This is a genomic window from Paenibacillus sp. FSL R5-0914, assembly GCF_038004525.1.
In the GTDB taxonomy this organism is placed as follows: domain Bacteria; phylum Bacillota; class Bacilli; order Paenibacillales; family Paenibacillaceae; genus Paenibacillus_AQ.
The window spans coordinates 881,852-903,911 of the sequence record NZ_JBBORH010000003.1 but is presented as its reverse complement, the minus strand read 5'-3'; the positions used below and the strand labels follow the sequence as shown (position 1 = coordinate 903,911).

Below are 22,060 nucleotides of genomic sequence, written 5' to 3'. Positions count from 1 at the left end.
CATTATAGGCGGGAACCGTTTATACCAAAACAGCGGCATTTTTTATAGAATCGGCTTCGCCCTTCTTCTCTAGGAAGCTCGTCCCCGTTCATTCTATAAACCGTATATACGCAGGTCTTTGGAGTTCATTGCGTTAATGCGACACTATATTTCATTGCAATTTATTTAGGGGGGAAATGTCAATATGGCAGCTAAGAAAATGCGTTCAGACATGATTAAAAAAGGCTTTGACCGTGCTCCACACCGTAGTCTCCTGCGTGCAGCCGGAGTAAAAGAAGAAGATTTCGGAAAGCCGTTTATTGCGGTCTGCAATTCCTATATTGATATTGTTCCAGGTCATGTGCATCTTCAAGAGTTCGGTAAGATCGTTAAGGAAGCGATTCGTGAAGCTGGCGGCGTTCCTTTCGAATTCAATACGATCGGCGTTGATGACGGTATCGCAATGGGACATATCGGTATGCGTTATTCACTGCCAAGCCGTGAGATCATCGCTGACTCCTTGGAAACTGTAGTTTCGGCGCATTGGTTCGATGGCATGGTCTGCATCCCTAACTGCGATAAAATCACACCGGGTATGATGATGGGCGCACTGCGTGTTAATATCCCAACCATGTTCGTAAGCGGCGGTCCAATGAAAGCCGGCGTAGATAGTAAAGGTAAAAAGCTCTCCCTTACCTCGGTATTTGAGGGCGTAGGTGCTCACCAAGTAGGCAAAATCAACGATGCTGAATTGCTTGAATTAGAACAATTCGGTTGTCCTACCTGCGGATCTTGTTCGGGAATGTTCACGGCCAACTCCATGAACTGCCTGGCAGAGGCACTTGGACTGGCATTGCCAGGTAATGGTACCATCCTAGCTGTAGCTGATGAGCGCAGAGAATTTGTACGCAGATCTGCTACTCAACTGATGGAATTGATTAAGTTAGACCTTAAACCAAGAGATATCGTAACTAAAGAATCCCTCGATAACGCTTTTGCGCTGGATATGGCAATGGGCGGCTCCACTAACACGGTGCTGCACACCCTTGCACTTGCTCAAGAAGCTGGTATCGATTATCCGCTTGAACGCATTAACGAAGTGGCTAACCGTGTTCCTTATCTGGCTAAGCTGGCTCCGGCTTCCGATATTTTCATTGAAGATGTGGACCGCGCGGGCGGCGTTAGTGCCGTATTAAATGAACTACTTAAGAAACCGGGTGCTCTGTTCGGAGACTGCATGACGGTTACCGGCAAAACATTAGCCGAGAACGTAACCGGACATGAAATCCAAGATACTTCCGTAATTCATAAAATCGATAACCCTTACTCCGAAAGAGGCGGTCTCGCCGTACTTTACGGCAACCTGGCTCCTGAAGGTTCCATCATTAAAGTAGGTGCAGTAGATGCTTCTGTTGGTGGATATCACAAAGGTCCTGCGATCTGCTTTGATTCCCAAGAATCCGCACTCGAAGGTATCGCTAACGGTAAGGTTAAAGAAGGCCATGTAGTCGTTATCCGTTATGAGGGTCCAAAGGGTGGACCGGGAATGCCGGAAATGCTAGCTCCTACATCGCAAATCGTGGGGATGGGTCTTGGTGCTAAGGTTGGTCTGATTACAGACGGACGTTTCTCGGGGGCTTCCCGCGGAATTAGCATCGGGCACATTTCTCCGGAGGCTGCTGAAGGCGGCCCGATCGCTTTTGTTGAAGATGGAGACATCATTGAACTCGACCTCAACAATCGCAAGATTGAACTCCTGGTTGACGAAGAAGTATTGGCGGTTCGCCGTACAGGCTGGAAAGAGTTTGAGCCTAAAGTTAAGACTGGTTACCTGGCTCGCTATTCCAAAATGGTTACCAACGCAAGTAACGGTGCAGTACTGAAGATTTAATTAGCAAATCCGAGTTCTAGTTGTTCCTGGCATACAAGAGCAGTCTACCTTAGATAATCTATGGTCGGACTGCTCTTTTTTATTGGGCACAAGAAAAAACGCCCCACAATCCATTTCTGGTTTGTGAGGCATCTATATTACGTTTCATTATATAAGACTAAATAATATCATGAATCAATTCGTTACTGTTGCTCCTGGCAATTCCACTTCTGTGAGTGAATCATTAAGTGACAACGCTTCTTCTTGCTGCGGTTTACGTTTTCTTACTGACCTTTCATCATGAGGCAGTTGCTTATTCATCTTCTTGAGTAATTCTGAGACAGGCATCAGGATTAGCTTCGGTACAAGGACCTCACTACGCTCCTTGAGCCTAGCACCACCATCTGGATGAATCACACTTAACAGGATCTTTAAGTAAAACTTGGTGGAGCGTGCGAATATGCCATCGGGCAAATCATGTACACTAAAGCCGAATTTCTCTGGCCCACGGTTAATCATACTAACCCCATAGAGTGCTTTGGCTTGCGCGAGGTTTACATCTTCGGCAATAACTTCTGCCAGCATTGGCAACCCTTTCTCCATTCTCCGGATCATTCGAATCGCAAGTTGAGCAGAAGAACGAGAATGAATACCTAACTCGAATAATTGCCTGTTATCAATATGCAGCTCAATGACTTTATCACCTTTACTCAGCAAGGTTCCATCACCAAGTTCAACAGGCTCTCCCTGATATTTACGCATTCGATAATGCATGAATGGATCGGCCGGGTTAATCGTCTTGATCTGGAACATTACTTGGAATACCTGCTCCCAAGCCAACCAGAGTCCGACCAGTACTCGTTTACCAAAGGATAAACGCCGAATCGGTGATTTCTCCGCCATCTTGATCATGTCATCCACTCGAATGCTGCGCAGTCCTCTTCTTTGGGCCTCCTGCAGCGTCAGTTCAAGGGCTACAAGCATATTCTCAGGTGCGTCCGGATCGGCACCTAACGTTGTGCCACTATCATGCAGCAGCATCACTTCACCGGGATTCAATCGCGCCAGCATCTTCTCAGTGAGACGCTGCGCACCAAGCTTCTCACGCCAATCTCCAAACATTACCGACCATAGAACAATTTCAACTTGGCGACGCTTGGAAATATCGAACAAATTGACAATCCCCCAAGGTGGACGGTAATAAGTACTACGCTCGCCTATGATGTTGTAGATAATATCATTCGTGCGCTGAATCTGCCGACGAACGGTTGCGGGCCGCATGAGCCAGTTCGTCTTGTGAACATAATTATGAATTCCAATAAGATGTCCCTCTTCATGTATCCGCCTAATAAGATCCGGATAACGTTCAGCGTTAGATCCTACTACAAAAAAGGTTGCTTTTGCATCATACTTCTTCAATAAATCCAGAAGTAACGGTGTAAATCGAGGGTCAGGTCCATCATCAAAGGTCAACGCGAACTCATTTCGCCCAGTTCCTTTACGAAAGACACGGTAACCAAAAATGCGGCTAATCATACCCGGGATAAAAGCATAAAAAGATGAGATATAAAATAACCAGAGCAGCAAAGTCTGCATATGAATTCCTCGCTTTTCCAGAGTTGACTTTGGCTCGCCTTACGTCTGCAAGCAGAACCTGTGATACGGCCAAGTGAAGTTAGATAAAAAATACGTTACCCCCTATTTTAACACATGTATCAAAGAAATAGACGGTTTTCAGGTAAAATCATGTACAATGTATTCAAGCTGACCTATCAACTTATTAAAAAAGGGAGTTGTTTATATCTATGCTGCCGTTATACAAAAAATATTGGCGCACGTTCTTCGACATTGGATTAATTGTCCTCACGGTCTATCTGGTTATGTTCGCCTTCAGTAAATTGTATCAGTTAGCTGCACCTGTATTCCTATCTTTTTTTGTATTTTTGCTTATTGAACCGCTTGCCCGTTTCTTGAACCGACGGGGGCTTGCCAAACCATTCGCTTCAGCGATTTCAGTGCTTCTGTTCCTAATCGTTCTTCTGGGTACGTTATTTGGCGCTGGGCTATTGGTCACCATCCAAGCGCTTCACTTTCAAGATAATCTTCCTAAGTATACATATGTGGTGCAACAACATTTCGTGGAATCCACAACCTACCTTCAACAAAAAATCGAAAGCTTGCCGCCGGATATTACCGATAAAGTGAATGGCTACTTTAAAGATGCCACGAATGTTCTTACTGGATGGCTTGTTACTTTTCTAAAATATATGGTCGGTGTGCTCGGATCCTTTTCCTCCTTCATGGCCAATTTTGGGATAGCCATTATTTTAGCATTTTTCCTTAGTATGGAGATTAAAGATTGGCGCAAGATTGCCCATGACAAAATGCCAAAAACATTTAAAACTGCTTACGCTTTTTTGCAGGGCAACGTCTTTAAAGCCATCGGCTCTTATTTAAAAGCCCAGCTTATTCTGATCAGCATTACCTTTGTTATCGTACTGGTTGGCTTATTCATACTAAGGACCGGTAACGAAATCACTATGGCGCTTATCTGTGCTGTATTTGATGTCTTGCCGCTCCTTGGTGTAACGACGATTTTAGTCCCTTGGATCATCTATCTGTTCATTGTTGGCAATACCTCATTAGCAATCGGTTTAATCGTACTCCTGGCGATTGTATTGATTGTAAGACAACTGCTTGAACCGAAGATTACCGGGAATTCGATTGGCGTATCGTCTGCTTTTCTGATGCTGTCCTTCGTCATTCTGTCCACATCCGCTTTTGGTATGGCCGGTCTGATCCTGTCGCCGATTCTGCTTATTCTGATCAAAGAACTAATTCAACAAGGATATCTTCAGAGCTGGATCTATTTGCCTCAAGAAGAGTTTATCGTTTCGCCCTTTGCTGCAAATGGCCCTTCATCTAAGGGCAAGGCCACTGCTACTCCTCCGGAGCCTCATGCTTCTGTAGAAGACGATAATAAATCAAATATCTGACCGAACAGCTTAATGGCGAGATGCGGACTATCCGGAGCGACATTCTCTACTGCAACTGATACAGCATATTTTGGGTGATCCACCGGACCATAGCCGATAAACCATTGATTGTTGCGTGCTACGCCCTTAACCAGCGTCTGTGCCGTCCCAGATTTACCTGCAACAGGCCAGTGTGTGCTTTGTAGACGGGTTCCCGTTCCTTCCGTTACAACTTTGCGCATCATGGACAGTAACTGGCGGGCTGTAGACTCAGAAATCCTCCCTGCTGAGGAAGGGGACAGATGTCCCGGCAGCTCCTCCAGCTTCTGCCCGTTCGCAAATGTGATTCGCTGCAGAATCCTTGGTGCCCTTACTTCACCTCCATGCAGTAGCGTTACAATAAGATTAGCTGCTTGTAAGGGTGTGACTTGTACATCTCGCTGTCCAATTGCAGTCTGTACCCTGGCTCCCTTGTCATCCGGCAGTAAGGTAGTAAAGATGGTTCCCTTTTGCTCTCCGGAAAGTGGTTTTAGAAGTGGAAACCCAAGCGTCTTCTCGGCTTGCCAGCTGATATCTCTACCGAGTCCTAGCGCCAGTGCAGTTGATTGAAGCTGGATACCGCTTAAGCGCTCTGCCAGAGCAGCAAATACAGTATTACAGGACACGGCGAATCCTTGCGCCAGCGTAAGGGGTCCGTGTCCTTTTCCTGTCAGACAAGACAATCCATATTTCTCAAATTGCCCTGAACAATAAAAAAGCTCATCAGCGGAGGTTACACCCGCTTCTAACGCCGCGGCGGCTGTAACGATTTTGAAGATCGATCCAGGAACGGCAGCCTGGAGTGCCCGATTGTTCCACTCCCCGCCTTGCGGAGATATCTTCTCTGGATTATAGAAGGGTAAAGATACCATGGCTTCAATATCTCCCGTCCCGGTATCTAACACCACTATGGCTCCTTCCTTCATTCCGGATTTGAGCGCAATCTCCTCAATTCCCTCCTGAAGCTTCTTATCAATCGTTGTATATAACGACAGAGGGAAATAAGGATTGCCCGGAGCTTTAACTTGAATGGGACTGCCTGGAAGGCGATTCCCACGCGCATCCACTTGAACATATGCTTCCGTGTGTCCTACCCCTTGAAGCAAAGGCTCTAATGTCTTCTCTAAACCGTCCGTTCCCGTCATAGGAACTCTAAGACCCGTAGGAGAAGCCTTAGCTCCAGCATGCATAGTGGCTTCCGATAAATAGCCTAGCCATTGCCGACCTGAAGAAATCCCATCATATCTGCGTGCGAAAGGAAGCACGCCTACTCCGTCGATCCCCAGTGCACTCACTTCTTGTGCCTGTGCCTGAGACAACGCGAGTGGTCCTTTTCCCACTGAAGATGGCCATAGCAAAGGTTCTTTCAGTGACGACCGCTTATTCAACAGTTGTTCATAGCTGACACCCAGAATCTCCGCCAATCGGTGCATGGGTTTAGCTTCTTCGTAAACAACCTTCGTCACAGATTTCTTAGCCATCTCCTCTTGTGGAAAAAAAGCCGCCGTCCAAATGGTTTCCCCCGCAAGAGGCTCATTCTTGCGGTCATACAGACGTCCCCGACCGCTGTCCAGTACAGTCTCCCGTTCACTTTGAATTTCCGCCATCTTCGCAAGTGTATATTTTGTTCCAGGAACCGTCTGTTCCTTCATAATTAGCTGAACCCACGCCAGCCTAAGGATCAACACGGCTACAGCCGCAGATAAAATAAGAAGACCGCTGAATACACGCCGATGTTTGTTATTACGCAATGTCTTCCCTCCTGAGCAGACTCCACACCTATTATGTCCTACCTACATCCATTAGAATCGCCATAAAATGTTCATTGCAACATCACAATCCATAATTTATTTTCCAAACACAAACACTTACCATCCTTATAAGGACGATAAGTGTTTGTGGGAGAAATATTCGGATTAAGTATGTGTGAAACGTTTCTCGGGAAATATAAGGATTGTTTATGGATTAGACTGTAGTTCCTTTGCTTTCTTAAAAGCTTCAGCTTCTAAAGAAGCGGGCAGCCTACTATCAGATACTAGCTCCTTGTTCTTTGCACTGTTTCGAAATGCCTCCATAGCCTGTCGGCTATAGCTGTCATAATTCGAAATCGAAACGTCCTGCCTAGCTGGAATCGAACCTTTAAGCGGATTAAAGGCATTCTGACCTTCGGCAGATCCCAGTACCCTTAACCAATCACGAACTGACTCTCGATCCTCAGCACCGCGTGACAATCCAAAAGCATCCAATTGGAATCTAAATATCCCTTCTGTACCTGGTGAAGCGTTCCAGCCAAACTGCACACCGTCCTTCAGCTTCAGATCATGTGTGAAAAAGCCATTCACCCAATCACCCATAATGTTCATTGCCGCTTTTCCCTCAGCAACAAGCTTAGCCGCTTCCTGCCAGTTTCGTTCAGCATGATCAGCATTCACATAGGTCAACATCTTGGCGAACCGCTCCATCCCTTCTTTTACATGAGGATCGTCAGTATTGATTTCTCCTTTACTTAGCTTTTTATAATTCTCGGCCCCCAGTGTTCCGAGCATGACATTCGTGTAAAGAGCGCTAACCATCCACGGTTCCTTGTTTCCAAAAGCCAGCGGTGTGATGCCTTTTCTTTGTAATTGATCAGCCACCTTAAAAAACTCATCGAATGTCGATGGAACCTGAAGGTTGTTATCAGCGAAGATGGATTTATTGTACCAGAGCACATTTTGACGGTGAATGTTAAGTGGGACATAATAAATGTCATCCCCAAGACTAAGCATATCGATGATCTCTGGAGGAAATACTGTATACCAGCCTTCTTCTTCGTACAGATCATTTAACGGCTCTACCCGCCCTTCAGCTGCCCAGAGCATATTCCTTCCCTGAAAGGTATCCGGCGGTTCACCCTCCTTCATTCTTCGTTCAAGTACTTCCTTGGCATTTCCCCCTGCACCACCTTCAACGGCAGCATTAAAGACATAAATGCCGGGATACTTTTCTTTGAATACCTTGATCAAAGCTTTTAACCCTGCTTCTTCCCCGGCCCCTGTCCACCAGCTAAAGATTTCCAACTGCGGATGATCCGACTCCGCCTCGCTTCTCGTTATTGCCTCCTGAATGTTGTTAACCGGTTCACTAGATCGCATGGCCTCCTCATCTGGAAAAAATGCAGACAAATCTTTTTCTCTTAAGTTCATACATGAGGATAAAAGCAAGCTGACAATGAGCGTGTTGGATACCAGACTAATCAGCGACCTTTTCATTGAGATTCTTCCTTCCTATAGTTCCCGCTGTATTCGTTTATTTTCTGCTTACAGTCTGCCAATGGATTGCCGAAATTCCGTCGGTGACATTCCTGTTGTCTTTTTGAATACTCTGCTGAAATAGTTAGGATCACGGTATCCAATTCTTATACTGATCTCTTTCAGCACTTGCGCAGGATCGGCTAACAGCTCTTTGGCTTTATTGATTCGCAGACCAGTTAAATAATCAATAAAGGTTATGCCGCAGCGATCACTAAATATTTTGCTAAAATAGTTTGGGTTCAGCCCTACATGTTCAGCCGTCTCCTCAAGCGATAGCTCCCGCCTGTAATGGTCGGAAATAAACGTCTGAGCCCGACGAATCGCGCTAGCCGAATTGTTATCGTACCAATGCTTCAACATTCGGGCCTGAAGGAAAAGTCTTGAATGGGCTTGCTCTACCAGCAGCTCTACCTGTTCCACCTCTCCGAAGCTAAGCTGCGGCAAAGGCTCAAGCCCGCTCTCACTGAGCGTCTCATCAGCCAAAGTAAATAATCGGTGTAGTCCGCTCTTTATATCCTGGATCTCGTCACTACAGAAGAGGCGAAGTTCCGCTACCCAAAACTCGAAATCTTCCTCCATCTCTCGGAACTGTCCACTACCTAAAGAACGAAGCAATCTTCGTTCCGCCTCTCTCATACCAGAATTTGAGAGCCATTCCTCTTGTGCTTGTGAGCTTTCCCCCTCATTAAGAGCAATACCTGATAACAGCGCTTCGTGATAAGAGCCTATCAACTGATCAGTAGAAGCTGCTAAACCTCCGATTCCAACAGACAGCTGCAATGAACGGAAACGCCGGGAAGCAAATTTAGCTAGATTGGACGCAAAATCCTTAGCATTATGAATATGCTGGATTGGCAAACGGGATTTCGCATCCGGAAACATGAAGACCGGGATACGAGCTCCTGTCATTGGACCTACGAGAGAGAAGCAACTAATCTTACACTGATGCCTAAGCCAAGAATATATCTCCCTTCGTTCCTGAACACTCCATGCCTTCTCCTTCGTTGACATCACAAATACGATAGCGAATCCTGAAGATTCTGGTACACCAAGGGTATGGCTCCAATCTCTAACCTGCACTTCCTGTATACGATCCATCAAAATAGCACTAACCCATTCGGACTCTACTAGTGATAATGTCTCTTTAAATTTGGACTCCAGCTCATTAGTTCTTTGTTTATCCTCTTTTTCTCGTGTAATCTCATGGGACATCATGCGGATGGCCTCCACGATCTGATCCTTCCGATATGGCTTGAGCAAATACTCCCTCACACCATAACGCATGACTTTACGTGCATATTCAAACGTATCAAACGCAGACATCATAATAAAACGAATCGCTGGAAACCTATTATGGATCAAGGACACAGCTTCCGTTCCATCAATTCCCGGCATTTTGATATCCATAGTGATGACATCAGGCCGTAGTTGTTCGGCGAGCTCTACAGCTACCCTACCATTTTCGGCTTCACCAACTACTCGAATCTCTGGTAGAAACCGCTCGATGATCATCCGGAGTGCACTACGTTCAATACGTTCATCATCCACAATCAGGAGCTTAAGCATGCAGGATCTCCTCCTTGCTATTATTCACACGCGTTAGCCTCAGTTTGATGGTCGTTCCCTTTCCCTGCTCGGACATAATCTCGATTACATCGTTCCTTTGATAGAAAAGCTGCAGCCGTCGTTGTACATTTCGTATTGCAATTCCATTGGAGTTCGAATCAGCGCTCCCCACAGGCTCCCTTTCTTTCTCTGAATCTATGGGCGTCTGTTCGGAAAAAGAAATATCTCCGCTCAAGCGAGCAATCGTTTCCGGGTCTATTCCAACACCATTATCCTGTACCTCTACGATGACATCATTACCACTCTCGTAAATGGACAGATGCAGTTTCCCACCCTGTTCATAGGATTCCACACCATGAGTGAAAGCGTTCTCAATAAAGGGTTGCAAAGTCAGTGGTGGTAACAAGCAATCCAAGGCTCGCTCCTCAATGTCATCCGTAAACGCAACTCTATCATCAAAACGCATCCTTTGAATAAACAAATACTCTTTAACAATATTCACCTCATCACGCAGCTGAACAATATAATTCATCTTCTTCAGATTGTAACGCAGCAAGGTCGAAACGGAATCCACCAATTCGCTTGTTCTTTCTGCGCTCTCGACATAAGCCATTTTAGAAACCATGTTCAGTGTATTAAATAGGAAATGTGGATTGATCTGATTTTGCAGACTTTTCAGCTCCATTTTCTTAACCAATTGATCGAGTTCCGATTTCTGTTTGATTTCAACCACAAGATCGCGGATGTTAGAGCGCATATTATTAAAGGTTGTTGCGAGAAAGCGCATTTCATCACGCGTATTCACCGTAACCTCCCCCTCGAAATTCCCGCGAGAAATCCGATTCGCCGCAGCCGTCAATTGCTGTATAGGCTTCGTAATTCCATTGGAGAACCAATACGCAAAAATCATACACAAAATGGCTACCGAACTAAAAACAAAAACACCTAAATATCTAAAGTTCTCATTCTTTCGACTAATCAGCTCAAACACATTCCGGTAATCCGTCAGTTCGCTATTAATAATCGTCAATGTGGTCTCTTGAATATATCTAGTAATCTCACCCGATTGTTTTAAGTGTGCGTAGTAAGCATCCTGGTTGCCTAGATCAAAAGCTATAAGGCTTTGCCGACTCTCTGTCATGTAGCTGTCTATCATATTGCTATAGTTATCAACGAGCAGTTGATTATGATCATTTTGTAGAATATTTACTAGTAAATCCTGTTTGTTATTAAGCTTCATAATGGCAGTTTCATACTGCTTCAGGGTCTCATCGCCGCTTCGATTCCGGAGCACATACCGGTTCATAGCATCATTAACATCAGTGGCATCCTGGTATAGCTCATTAAGCAGAAAAAATCGGTGCAGAACTTGATCGTGTGTCCTTGCCATATTGATATTATCTATGTAAAGAAAGACGAAAACACTACTAAGTAGTACTATAAAAGCACTAAAAAAGATCATCAGCTTGCTTTTAATACGAATCATGGCCCGAAGTCCCCCTTTCCGCGGGAAATTTCCTCTTTGCGGACCACATTGGCATCCGTATTAAATATGGTAACAATCTTTTTCCCTGCTAGATAATCCACCATCAGTTCCACACTTTTTCGTCCCATCATGTACGGTTGCTGCACTATAGAGGCATCTATGATGCCCTCTTCAATGAATTCAAGCGTTTCCGGTAAGTCATCAAAAGCAATGATCCGCGCCTGCTGATTTTTACCTTTCAGCATTTGGGCAATCCCCAATCCATCCAAAGAACTTGTACCCAAAAAAGTGTCTATCTCCGGATGTTGATTCATGATTTTAAAAGCACTGACTTCTGACTGAATCCGATTAATGTTTGATTCTTCAATTTGTACGACATGGATACCAGACTCTCCATCAATTGCATCCATAAAACCTTTAACCCGCTGCTGTTGATTCGTAGAGGTAAAGCTTCCGGTCACAATCCCAATTTGCCCTACGCCCTTCGATTGCTGAACAAGTGTCGTTCCGGCTAAATATCCAGCCGCGTAGTTATCAGTGCCAACATAGGCAATCCGCCCGCTAGATGGTGCATCCGAATCAATAGTAATGACAGGGATACCTTGTTTAACAGCTTCAGCAATGATGGGATTAAATTCCTTATCATTAAGTCCTTGTGTCAATATTCCGTCTACCTTCGATGCAATAGCTTTATCTATGATTCGAATTTGCTCTCTCTTATCTGCTTGGACGGGTCCGAGATATTCAAGCGCAATCCCTTCCTCTGCTGCTGCTCTCTGAGCGCCTTTCTCAATTTCACGCCAATAGGGATTATCCAATTCTTCCGAAATTAAGACCAGATGTAGTAGTGGCTTTTGCGCAGGCTTTCGTTCGGCTAGTAAATGATCGTAATACAACACTTTTCCAGTAAACACGCCAGTAAAACATAGGGAAATGGACAGTAAGAGCAGCATGAAAATATAAAAAGGTCGGCGAAGTATATTTATGGTGTTCTTCCCCCTCTAGCATTGTTTATGCTAATAAGAATGCGCTTACATTAAAATAATAATAGATACTATAGTAAATATAGTCAATTCCAGATTCCAAAAAAAACTGCCCCAAGCTACTTATAGCTTGAGGCAGCTTTGTCATTCCTGCTTGCGAAGGGAAAAGACTATGGTGCAACAGTTAAAGCCTCTTGCGCGTAATCGGCAATGACCGGATGAACCAAAAGATTTAGTGGTTTGACTGGAATCAGTACACTGTTGGTGGTTTTCACTGTCATTAGCGAATCCAACTGGAAGTACGTATTCAGTTTCTCTCCTGCGGAAGAGGAACCGATTCGAACCGCATAAGTACCTGGATCAGCTACCCAAGCATGGCTGCTCTCATCGAAGGAAGCCAGATCCAGACTATTTAGTGTGAACGTTAGGGTCTGATGCTCTCCTGCATTCAATAACGCTGTCTTTTGGAAAGCCTTCAATTCCTGAACCGGTTTATTGGCTCCCGGAGCGCTTAGATATAGCTGAACTACCTCTTTACCTGCAACTGTACCGTTGTTATATACATCCACGGTTACAGTCACACTTCCTGCTGCAGAATCAAAAGCATCTGAACTGATCTTAAGATCGCGGTAGCCAAAGGTTGTATAGGAGAGGCCATATCCGAATGGATAGGCAACCGCACTGCTTTTGCCAAACGTATCATAGTAACGGTAACCCACATAAATATCTTCCTCGTACTTCACTTCCGTACTATTCCCTGGAAAGTTATTAGCCGAAGGAACTACACCATAGCTAGTAGGAAAAGTCATTGGCAGCTTGCCCGATGGGTTCACAGCTCCAGATAATACGTCGGCAATCGCATGGCCTGCTTCCTGTCCTGGCTGCCAAGCCAAGAGAATAGCATCCACTTTATCTTTCCAGGAGATCATTTCAATCGGACCGCCGATATTCAGAATCACGGAGACCTTCTTACCTTGCTCATGGTAAGCAGTTGATACCTTATCAATCATATCCAGCTCTGTCGCTGTCAACAAAAAGTCACCCTCAGCATTTTTCCGGTCTGCACCTTCACCAGATATTCTGCTGATTACAATAATGCCCGTCTCGGAAGAAGCTTCTGCTGAATTAATCTCATCCGCTGATAATACCTTTTCCGGAAGTGGTGGATAGGCCAAGCCGCCAAAGCTGCTCACTGGACCGTATTCCGGCTTCTTTCTTAGCTCTGTAATATATTCTTGATAGCTGACATTTAAAGGTTCATATACGCTGTAGCCTGCGTCACTAAACCCTTCCACAATGGATACAGTATGCTCGACATTGACATCGCCGCTGCCAGTTCCGCCTTTGACGGTTTCAATCTGAGCATTTCCGAAGAGGGCAATATTCGTACCTGCTGCGATAGGCAACGCCTCAGCTTTATTCTCCAGCAGCACCATACCTTCTGTTGCGGCTTGACGAGAGGTCACTGCATTTGCAGCAAGATCAGGCTTGTTGCTATGTCCGATCCCCTTAAAGGATGGAGATTTCACTACGACTTTCAAAATTCTTTTTACGTTAACATCCAGTTGTTCTACGCTCAGATCGCCATCGTTCACAGCTTTAGTAATCGCTGAAATGGCTGCCGCATTTCCTGGCATGATGAGGTCGTTGCCTGCAATCATATTTTGTGCCCGGTTCGAGCCCCCACCCCAGTCCGTCATTACAAAACCTTGGAACCCCCACTCATCGCGGAGAATTGTGCTCAGTAGATCTTTATTTTCGGAGGCAAACGTTCCATTGATTTTGTTATAAGAGCTCATAACAGACCATGGCTGCGAATCTTCCACTGCGATTTCGAACCCTTTCAAGTAGATTTCGCGCAGTGCTCTCTCTGAAACGACTGTATCGATAGACATCCGGTTCGTTTCCTGATTATTCGCGGCAAAATGCTTAATTGTCGTTCCGACCCCATTCGCCTGAACCCCATTCGTAATCGCAGCGGTCATTTTTCCTGAGATGAGCGGATCTTCGGAATAATACTCAAAGTTTCTGCCCCCCAATGGATTGCGGTGAATGTTCAGCGCGGGAGCCAGATATAAATCCACACCATACTCCAGTAGCTCATTCCCCATCGCATTACCTACTTGGTTAGCCAAGGCTTCATTCCAAGTCGCTGCAATGGAAGTGGCGATCGGGAAACCTGTAGCAAATGTGGTAGCTTCACCCTGTTTCGTGTTGATGCGGACTCCCGCTGGTCCATCTGCCATGATTAACTTGGGAATCCCAAGACGTGGCAACTCATAAGAACCACCAGCAGCTCCAGCTACCTTCGTGCCTGAACCAGCACCGACAACCAGCGAAGCTTTTTCCTTAAGCGTCATTTCACCAATAACGGCATCAATGGATGCTTCGTCTGTCAGTACAACCAGACTTGCGTCGATAGTGTATTTTAATTCAGCTATAGGACTGGATGGGATACCAGCTTTAACTGCCAAGGCTTTAATTGTAGCCGTCTCTTTATCGGCACCTACAATTGTAATGGGCCCTTGATATACGGTACTGTTTTCAGTTGGTGTACTGCCGTCAAGTGTGTAATAAATTGTAGCGCCGGATGTTGAGGTGAGCGTAACCTTAGGGCCACTCTTATATACACCAGGCTCTGGAAAAGCAGTAGGCAATGCTGCTCCAATTACATAATTGAATTCAGCAACTTTACTTGTCTTGCCGTCTTTAACCGTTAATGCCTTTACTATTGAGGAGGCCGTAATACTGATTCCAGACCGTGAATTATACTGCTTGGTCGTATTCATTACTGATGCTGCAGGTGTAGATCCATCGGTAGTATAGAAGATGGTTGCGCCACTCGGAGCAGTCAACATTACCGTCTGAGCTCCATAATAAGTTCCTGACGGGATAGAAGCTGTTGGAGCAGCAACGAGTCCTTCTTCAGGTTCAGTTCCGGGATCAACAGCTTTTTTGTATTTCGCTGTCCGGGCATCGTTAATTACGCCGCTCCAGTTCATCCCGAAGGCAAAGTCATAAGCATTCCCTTCAGAATCTACATAGACTTTCATATCATGGGATACATCCTCATACTGCTCCTCTACCGTCTTCATGTCTTTAGGCATTTGCATAGGCAGAAGGGCCGATGGTTCATATGCACCTACCAGAATATCGAAGATCGCTTGATTCTGAATGCCAAAGTTCGCAATAATCGCATCCGCACGATCTTCGAATTCAGCAACAATCGTTGGATTAGACATCGTTAGGGAAACGACTACTGGTTTATCTCCCATTGCTTTTTTGGTTTCAAGCACCAGATCCAAATCAGACTCATTGGATGCCGTAGTCTTCTTTCCTTTGTAAGAACGGTTCAATACATCTCTTGCATCACCAGCCAAACTCGTTTCACGTGCATACTCCGCTGTATATGGACGATACTGCAGGCTGATCGGGATATACCCATTACCTCCGGCATCTACGTCAGCTTTGCTGTAGCCGGCGCCAGTTTGCGGATTCTTGATAAAGACAATCGCGCTGTCAGCTTGAGCCGGATCATCCGTCACATTGAAGTATTTCTTCAGCTGATCAATGTTGACAGGATACGAATACGATTTGGTAGCTGCATCATAAGTTTTTGGAACATAAACTTTCTCATCTTTTTTAAGTGGAAGTACATGGTTATCTTTGTTTTTCAGCATAATGACTGACTTTAACTGGGCCATATAACCCTCTGTCATAAACTCCTTGTTACCCACAGTAGCTTTTGTTTCCTCTACATCAAGATATGGATTCTCAAATAGCCCTGCATTAAAAATATTAGTAAGTAGTCGTACTGCTGACTCTTCAAATCGTGTCCGTATCACCTTCTCGCCTTGTTTCTCAATTCCTATTTGATACGCTGCAATGATAGGTTTGGAATCGTTATTTCCACCGAATTGGTCGACACCGGCCATGATGATTCGATAGTGACGTTCCGCAACTGTGTAATTTTCTTCTACACCCCATGGGCGGTTACCAAATAACTCAACAGGTCCTTCATCGCCTGTGATTCCCCAGTCTGTTGTGATTACCCCGTCGTAATGATACGTGTTCCGTAAAAGATCGGTGATTACATAAGGACTATACGAGTTCCCTACATTCTCTCCATTCGCCTTATCCTGATTAAATGAGATTGTATAATACGGCATAACTGCAGCGGCTTTTCCAGTCGGTCCTTCCAGGTCAAATGCTCCTTTTGTAAAAGGAATCAGATGCTCATCGAAGTTATTTCCCGGATAAACAGCATACTTTCCATACCCATAGTGTGCATCTCGGCCACTCTCGCCGGAACCCCCACCTGGCCAATGTTTGACCATAGCATTCACACTCTCATTGCCCCATCCATCGCTGCTGCCCGGTGTAGTCTGAAAACCATCCACATAGGCTCTTGCCATATCAGCAGACAGTTTAGAGTCCTCACCAAATGTTCCGCTGAAACGAGTCCAGCGCGGTTCCGAAGACATATCCACCTGAGGGGATAAAGCTGTTGCGATGCCAAGCGCCCTGTACTCTTTAGAAGCAATTTCGCCGAACTGCTTCGTCAGATTGGCATCGAAGGAAGCAGCAAGACCTAGTGCCTGCGGCCACATCGAGATCGCTCCACCTGATCCTTCGTTATACTCTGCATTAGCTACAGTGCTATGACGAGGGTCCGAGCTGTTATTAGCTGGAATACCAAGTCCAATCTTCTCCACTAAGGCTTGGGCATTGTTGTTCCAACGGGCAGCCACCTCAGGGCTCTCAACCGTAGTAATCAATACATGCCGCAAGTTATCTTCTGTCAGGAATACTTTCTGTTGGTCTGTTAGATCGGATGCCAATGCACCGCTTTCCGCCAGCGGTTTTCCACCATAAGTTCCCCCACGGAATCCCGAAGCTGCGGCTGCTGGTATGGATTGATGACCACTGTACAGCATAATTCCGGCAATTTGCTCCACAGACATTTGCGAAGCAAGATCCGTAGCTCTTACTTCTGTGCTAAGACGCCAATCCTCATATTTGTCGAGTTTTCCGTTTTTATTCAAATCTTTAAATGCTAACCCATCTACGGTTAACAGAGCTACCCCTGATTGTGTTGAGTATCCTAAGGTCTCTCCACCAGGATTGGTCACTGTACCAATCGTACCAACAACGCTTTGGCTCCATTTCGGGCTACTGCCTCCATTATTTGAGCCTGACCCGGAACCTCCGCCGCCGGTAGCAGGACTGCTGGTTGGCTTAGCGGCAGTATCTTTACCATCATTAGTAATTGTTCCTTGGCCAACCTCTTTACCATCAATGATCACACCTGAAGTTTGTACCACGATACTGGTCACATTTTTCCCACCAGTTATGGTTGTTCCCTCTGCTCCTGGCCGGATAATGATCGTTCCCACCTTCGCCCCATCATTGATTACAATAACGGTAGGAACTAAAATCTCCATAGATTGGATTGCAGTGGACCCTTCGGCTACAACTCGAACCTTTCCGCCTTGCTTATTAATGGTTACACCCGACAAAGTGCTACTCTTCAAGTGAATACTGTCTATTCCTCCGCCGCTTACAAACGTGGTTCCAGATACGGTTACTTGATCAAGTGTAGCCTCTCCGTTACCGATACCTGCGGTTAAATATAAATCTCCACTCACTTTGCTACCAGATAGGATTGCTCCTGAAGCAGTAATTAGCGCAGAACCCGCGATCGCCGTGGCATCATAAGTACCTGCAGCATTGTAATATCCTTTTGCCATACCATCAATAATCTTAACGACCTCAGCACGTGTTATGGACCCCGTTGGTTTGAATGTACCATCCGTATACCCGTTGATAGCCCCTTTTTGAGTAAGGATGCCAACTGCTGAGGCAGCATAAGCACTTATAGAAGCAGCGTCCGAGAAGGATAGGGAAGCCGTCCCTGCCTGATTCAATTCGAACACACGAGCCAGCATGGTTGCAGCGTCCTGTCTCGTTAAGTAGTTATCTGGTTTCGCAAGATTACCTGCAAAACCTTCAAAGTAACCTGCTTGACGTGCGATCAGCACATCAGCTACATACCATTTCCCGCTCGGCACATCGTTAAAGCTATTGCTTGTTTGCTGTGAAAAACCGAATAATCGGTTGAGCACTGCCACAAATTCCGCTCTAGTTACTTTTCCGTTTGGTAGGAAGGTTCCATCCGTATATCCATTTATAATTCCGCTTGACGCCCATTTTCCTATTGGTGATTGCGCCCAATGCCCGTTTACGTCATTAAAACTCGCAACCGTTTGAACATTTGTAATTTCAGCGGCAAACGCCCCTGGATTCACAGATGAGAATAACAACGCAGCGACTGCTAAGCTACTGGCCAGCTTTCTAGCTATGGGCATTTTCTTAACTTTTAGGCTTGAACTGTTTTTATATTTTGTCAACATGCCATCCTCCTCAGTAAAATATGTAAACGCTAACAATACCGTTTAACAAAAAGATCTCTTCAGTTCACCCCCTATTTGATAGACATATTATAGCTTGAGGTTTGGGATGGCTTATCTAGACTATCTTCAGATGCATCTGGATTATTTTATACTCGCTACATGCCGCCAAAACAAAGAACCGCTTCTCCAAAAGGAATAAGCGGTTCTTTAATTTAGTATTCTGTTACGGCTACCCTACACGCTGAACTTCGATAATTTCTCCTTTAACTGCAAGGATGCATCCTCCAGCTTCAAAGAAAGCTCTACCAAATGATCACTTACACTTTGTTGCTCTCCACTAAGTGAGGCAACTTCTTGAGATGCAGCTGATGATTCCTCAGCTATTGAGCTTACGTTGCTCATCGAATCGGATAGAACCTTTTGCGATTGACTCAGGCTGTCCATCGACACAGTTACAGCATTCAGACGAGCGATAAAATGCTGCATCTGATCCTGCACAGATACGAAGATATCGCTAGTGCTCTGCACGGAAGTCATTTGCTGATTAAAGAGCGGTGCAACTTCTGAAAGGACCACAACCGTCTCGTTCATATCTCTCATAACGGTATCTGTTATTTCTGCCACAACAGCAATAGACTCTTTCGATTGATCTGCAAGCTGACGTATTTCATCGGCTACCACCATGAATCCTCGCCCGGCCTCACCTGCTCTTGCTGCTTCAATGGTGGCATTCAGAGACAAGATATTTGTCTGCTGAGTAATATTTTGCATCACATTAAGAACCTTCATAACGGAAGATGCCGTTTCTGTCAGCTCGTTAACCTTCATCACAAGCTGATTCGTCTTCAGGCCCGTCCTATTCGTCTCATTAAGTAATTCTTTCAACCTGTTGAAGCCTTCCTCACTGAGTTCACCGATGCTATGTGCGGTGTGATCCATCTCGTGAGTAGCTGAATTAACTAAATCCATCTGTACCGAAATTTGCCCCGTCAACTCATTGCCACGATCAGCTTCCAAGGCTAGACTGCCAGCACCACCCGCAATTTCTTCCGTGGCCGCGGCAATATCCATAGCTGCATCAGCTGTCTTGCGCGAAACACCGCTAAGCTCATCGGCGGTTTCCAGTACCTTCCGAGCAGTTTCATTCGTATGGATAACCAGCTCTGTTATTCGTTCCATCATCATGTTAAAAGAACTGGATAACTGACCGATCTCATCACGTGAGGTGATATTCGTACGCACCCCTAGATTCCCTTCGGCTCCCTCTGACATCAAATTCTTTAGTCTGGTCAGCGGTCGAGATACCATTCTGAACATCCAATACCCTATTAAAATGGCGATAACAGCCGCTACAGCAACAATAATATAAGTAGTCTTGAGAATACGCAGCGCGTCTTTCGTCAAGTTCTCAGCCGGTACAACACCAAGTAACCTCCATCCCGAGGTTTCTAGTGTTCCGTATACAGCTAATATAGATTTCCCCTTCTCATCCTTTGTTGGCAATGAGCCTGCTGTATTCTGCAGACCACCCAGAAGCGTCCCTCCCAGATTCAAATATGTATCCGTCCCCACTTGCTGGGAGGAGGCAATCAATTCATCCTTATTCGTTAGCAATTGCATGTAGGAGCTTGTTCCAAGATCCACTTTACGAAGCTGATTTTCTAATTCGCTAATTCTAATATCGTTAATGACTATGTATCCTGAGCTTTTAGAATCACCGGCAATCGATTTGGCCAAATGGAAAACACCTGACGTATTTCCTTCCTGGCCCTGTAATTCACGTGGAATCCATACACTCTGTGGCTTCTCCTCTAGCTGCTTAAACCATGAGGATTCTCTGAAACTCTCAATAAAAGCGCTATCTTTTGTACCCGCCGAAGAAATTGGAAAACCTTCATTCATCGGAATAAGGTATACGGCCTCCACACCGTTTGATGCCGTGAGCCAATCATTTAGCTGCGCACTAATCTGGTTAGATAGTACCTTACGTTCCTCATTACTTGTAGTGGGATTATTCCCTTGTTTGAGTGCATTTTGAATTTCATTGTCGTACAAGATTCTTCCTAGACCATCCTCATAACGTAACAATTCCACATCAAACTTCTCAGCAGTTTGAACGACTGTCTGTTGATTGGCTGACAGCGCATTCGTCTCGATCGTATGCTCAGCTACGGAATAGGAAGTGTAGCCGAGAGAGAGCACGAGCACCATCGTCGAAACAAAGAAGATGAGAAAAAGCCGCACCCCAATGGATTTGGATGGATGCAGCTGGAATCGTCTTTTTTCTTTTTTCACTTGTACTTTCATCTAATCATTCACCACCGTTGTCGTCTGTTATGCCTACTGGCTTATCGTTTACAAGGTCATGAACATTTGTAACACCCGATCGGAAAGATATGGCAAATACTCATGACCGTACTCATAATAAACCATAAGCTCTTTGGGCGCTAGTACTTTGTTGTACGCGGCAAACTGCGTTGAAGGTGGACAAATCACATCGGATAACCCTGTAACCCACAACATTTTGGCTTGAATTCGCTCCGCGAGATTCTGAATATCGATGTAACCCAGTCTATTAAAAATCTCGTCCTCACGTAAATGATGGGGATCAAAAAAGCGGAAATAATAGTTAATTTCCTCATAAGCTGACGTAGTGATATCAAGCTCCCAAGCCCGTCTATAATCTGAAAGAAACGGATACACAGGAACGGCCATACTCACACGCGGCTCTAAAGCTGCACAAGCTACAGTAAGCGCTCCGCCTTGAGATAAACCAAAAGCACCTACTCGTGCTGGATCAACTTCTTCCATAGCCATCAATATTCGAGCAGTCTGTGCTGTATCCAGAAACACATTACGATAGTAAAGGTTGTCCGGATTTGGATCGTCAATGCCGCGAATAATATGTCCACGAATGGTTGTGCCTTTTACTGTAAGATTATCCTCGGAAAGTCCGCCTTGTCCCCGGCAATCCATCGCAAGGACACTAATCCCATGGGCCGCATAAGTCACCTTCTCCATCCAATCCCCGCTGTCACAGGAATATCCATGAAACATCACGACACCAGAACCTTTTTCTGAACCCCTTTTCTTCGGTCTTACATATTTACAATGGATTCTTGCTCCGCCAACGCCGGTAAAATACAGATGAAAACATTCCGCCAGCTCGCTGACGAACTCCGCAGGCTCTAGCTCATAATCTAGTGACTGGGCGTCCAGATCATGCAAAGCCCGCTCCCAAAATGCGTCAAAGTCGACTGGTTTTGGGCTGCTTCCGTTATATTTTTTTAATTGTGACAATGTCATGTCGTTTCCCATATTAAGGTCCCCCTTAAGGTTTTTTCACTTAAAAAACAATGGAAACGGAAAACCCGCTTATGTGAGTTTTCCGTTAGTTTCTACTAATAACAAGAGCTCGCTAGTTGCACTTTGTGCAACTATTACAGCTAAGTATGT

10 protein-coding genes and 3 pseudogenes are annotated in these 22,060 nt (G+C 45.3%); 2 read left to right on the top strand and 11 right to left on the bottom strand.

Annotated elements, in window-relative coordinates:
• Positions 1-184 precede the first annotated feature (184 nt).
• Positions 185-1,870 carry a dihydroxy-acid dehydratase gene (gene ilvD / locus MKX60_RS27295; protein ID WP_076284249.1) on the top strand — a complete coding sequence of 562 codons (1,686 nt, stop codon included), beginning with the start codon at positions 185-187 and terminating at the stop codon, positions 1,868-1,870.
• A 174-nt stretch (positions 1,871-2,044) separates the two neighbouring features.
• Here the strand turns inward: ilvD and MKX60_RS27290 are convergent, their stop codons facing one another.
• Positions 2,045-3,445 (bottom strand): polysaccharide deacetylase family protein, encoded by a 1,401-nt coding sequence (locus MKX60_RS27290; RefSeq protein WP_076284250.1) that lies wholly within the window; start codon positions 3,443-3,445, stop codon positions 2,045-2,047.
• Positions 3,446-3,654: 209 nt separating this feature from the next.
• Between MKX60_RS27290 and MKX60_RS27285 the strand changes: the two genes are divergently transcribed.
• Positions 3,655-4,845, top strand: a complete 1,191-nt coding sequence (locus MKX60_RS27285) for an AI-2E family transporter (protein WP_341061534.1) — start codon at positions 3,655-3,657, stop codon at positions 4,843-4,845.
• On the opposite strand, the gene MKX60_RS27280 is transcribed toward MKX60_RS27285, so the two are convergent.
• The 10 genes and pseudogenes from MKX60_RS27280 to MKX60_RS27235 form a co-directional block, all read right to left on the bottom strand.
• Entirely contained in the window at positions 4,806-6,614 is a 1,809-nt protein-coding gene (locus MKX60_RS27280; RefSeq protein ID WP_341061533.1) for a peptidoglycan D,D-transpeptidase FtsI family protein, read from the bottom strand. The genes MKX60_RS27285 and MKX60_RS27280 overlap by 40 nt on opposite strands.
• Before the next feature lie 207 nt (positions 6,615-6,821).
• The gene (locus tag MKX60_RS27275) at positions 6,822-8,114 is read right to left on the bottom strand and encodes an ABC transporter substrate-binding protein (RefSeq protein WP_341061531.1); all 1,293 of its coding nucleotides are present in this window, start codon (positions 8,112-8,114) and stop codon (positions 6,822-6,824) included.
• A gap of 48 nt (positions 8,115-8,162) precedes the next feature.
• Positions 8,163-9,722: a response regulator gene (locus MKX60_RS27270; RefSeq protein ID WP_341061530.1), complete on the bottom strand. Its 1,560-nt coding sequence runs from the start codon at positions 9,720-9,722 to the stop codon at positions 8,163-8,165.
• Positions 9,715-11,208, bottom strand: a complete 1,494-nt coding sequence (locus MKX60_RS27265; protein ID WP_341061529.1) for a sensor histidine kinase — start codon at positions 11,206-11,208, stop codon at positions 9,715-9,717. Before MKX60_RS27265 ends, MKX60_RS27270 begins: the two co-directional genes overlap by 8 nt.
• Entirely contained in the window at positions 11,205-12,122 is a 918-nt protein-coding gene (locus tag MKX60_RS27260) for a sugar-binding protein (protein ID WP_256721614.1), read from the bottom strand. The genes MKX60_RS27265 and MKX60_RS27260 overlap by 4 nt, the downstream gene beginning before the upstream one ends.
• A 239-nt stretch (positions 12,123-12,361) precedes the next feature.
• Positions 12,362-15,070: pseudogene (locus tag MKX60_RS27255) on the bottom strand (glycoside hydrolase family 3 C-terminal domain-containing protein); the annotation flags it as partial.
• 69 nt (positions 15,071-15,139) lie between these two features.
• Positions 15,140-17,332 (bottom strand): annotated as a pseudogene (locus tag MKX60_RS27250) (glycoside hydrolase family 3 N-terminal domain-containing protein); the annotation flags it as partial.
• Between the two features lie 639 nt (positions 17,333-17,971).
• Positions 17,972-18,559: pseudogene (locus MKX60_RS27245) on the bottom strand (S-layer homology domain-containing protein); the annotation flags it as partial.
• A gap of 279 nt (positions 18,560-18,838) precedes the next feature.
• Positions 18,839-20,911, bottom strand: coding sequence for a methyl-accepting chemotaxis protein (locus MKX60_RS27240; protein ID WP_076300035.1), 2,073 nt, complete (start codon positions 20,909-20,911; stop codon positions 18,839-18,841).
• A gap of 48 nt (positions 20,912-20,959) precedes the next feature.
• Positions 20,960-21,922, bottom strand: coding sequence for an acetylxylan esterase (locus MKX60_RS27235; protein WP_076284258.1), 963 nt, complete (start codon positions 21,920-21,922; stop codon positions 20,960-20,962).
• Positions 21,923-22,060 lie beyond the last annotated feature (138 nt).

Coding starts and splice junctions, on each gene's coding strand:
- MKX60_RS27285 (WP_341061534.1), top strand. CDS start 3,655: ATGCTGCCGTTATACAAAAAATATTGGCGCACGTTCTTCGACATTGGA.
- MKX60_RS27235 (WP_076284258.1), bottom strand. CDS start 21,922: ATGGGAAACGACATGACATTGTCACAATTAAAAAAATATAACGGAAGC.
- MKX60_RS27275 (WP_341061531.1), bottom strand. CDS start 8,114: ATGAAAAGGTCGCTGATTAGTCTGGTATCCAACACGCTCATTGTCAGC.
- ilvD (WP_076284249.1), top strand. CDS start 185: ATGGCAGCTAAGAAAATGCGTTCAGACATGATTAAAAAAGGCTTTGAC.
- MKX60_RS27265 (WP_341061529.1), bottom strand. CDS start 11,208: ATGATTCGTATTAAAAGCAAGCTGATGATCTTTTTTAGTGCTTTTATA.
- MKX60_RS27290 (WP_076284250.1), bottom strand. CDS start 3,445: ATGCAGACTTTGCTGCTCTGGTTATTTTATATCTCATCTTTTTATGCT.
- MKX60_RS27240 (WP_076300035.1), bottom strand. CDS start 20,911: ATGAAAGTACAAGTGAAAAAAGAAAAAAGACGATTCCAGCTGCATCCA.
- MKX60_RS27270 (WP_341061530.1), bottom strand. CDS start 9,722: ATGCTTAAGCTCCTGATTGTGGATGATGAACGTATTGAACGTAGTGCA.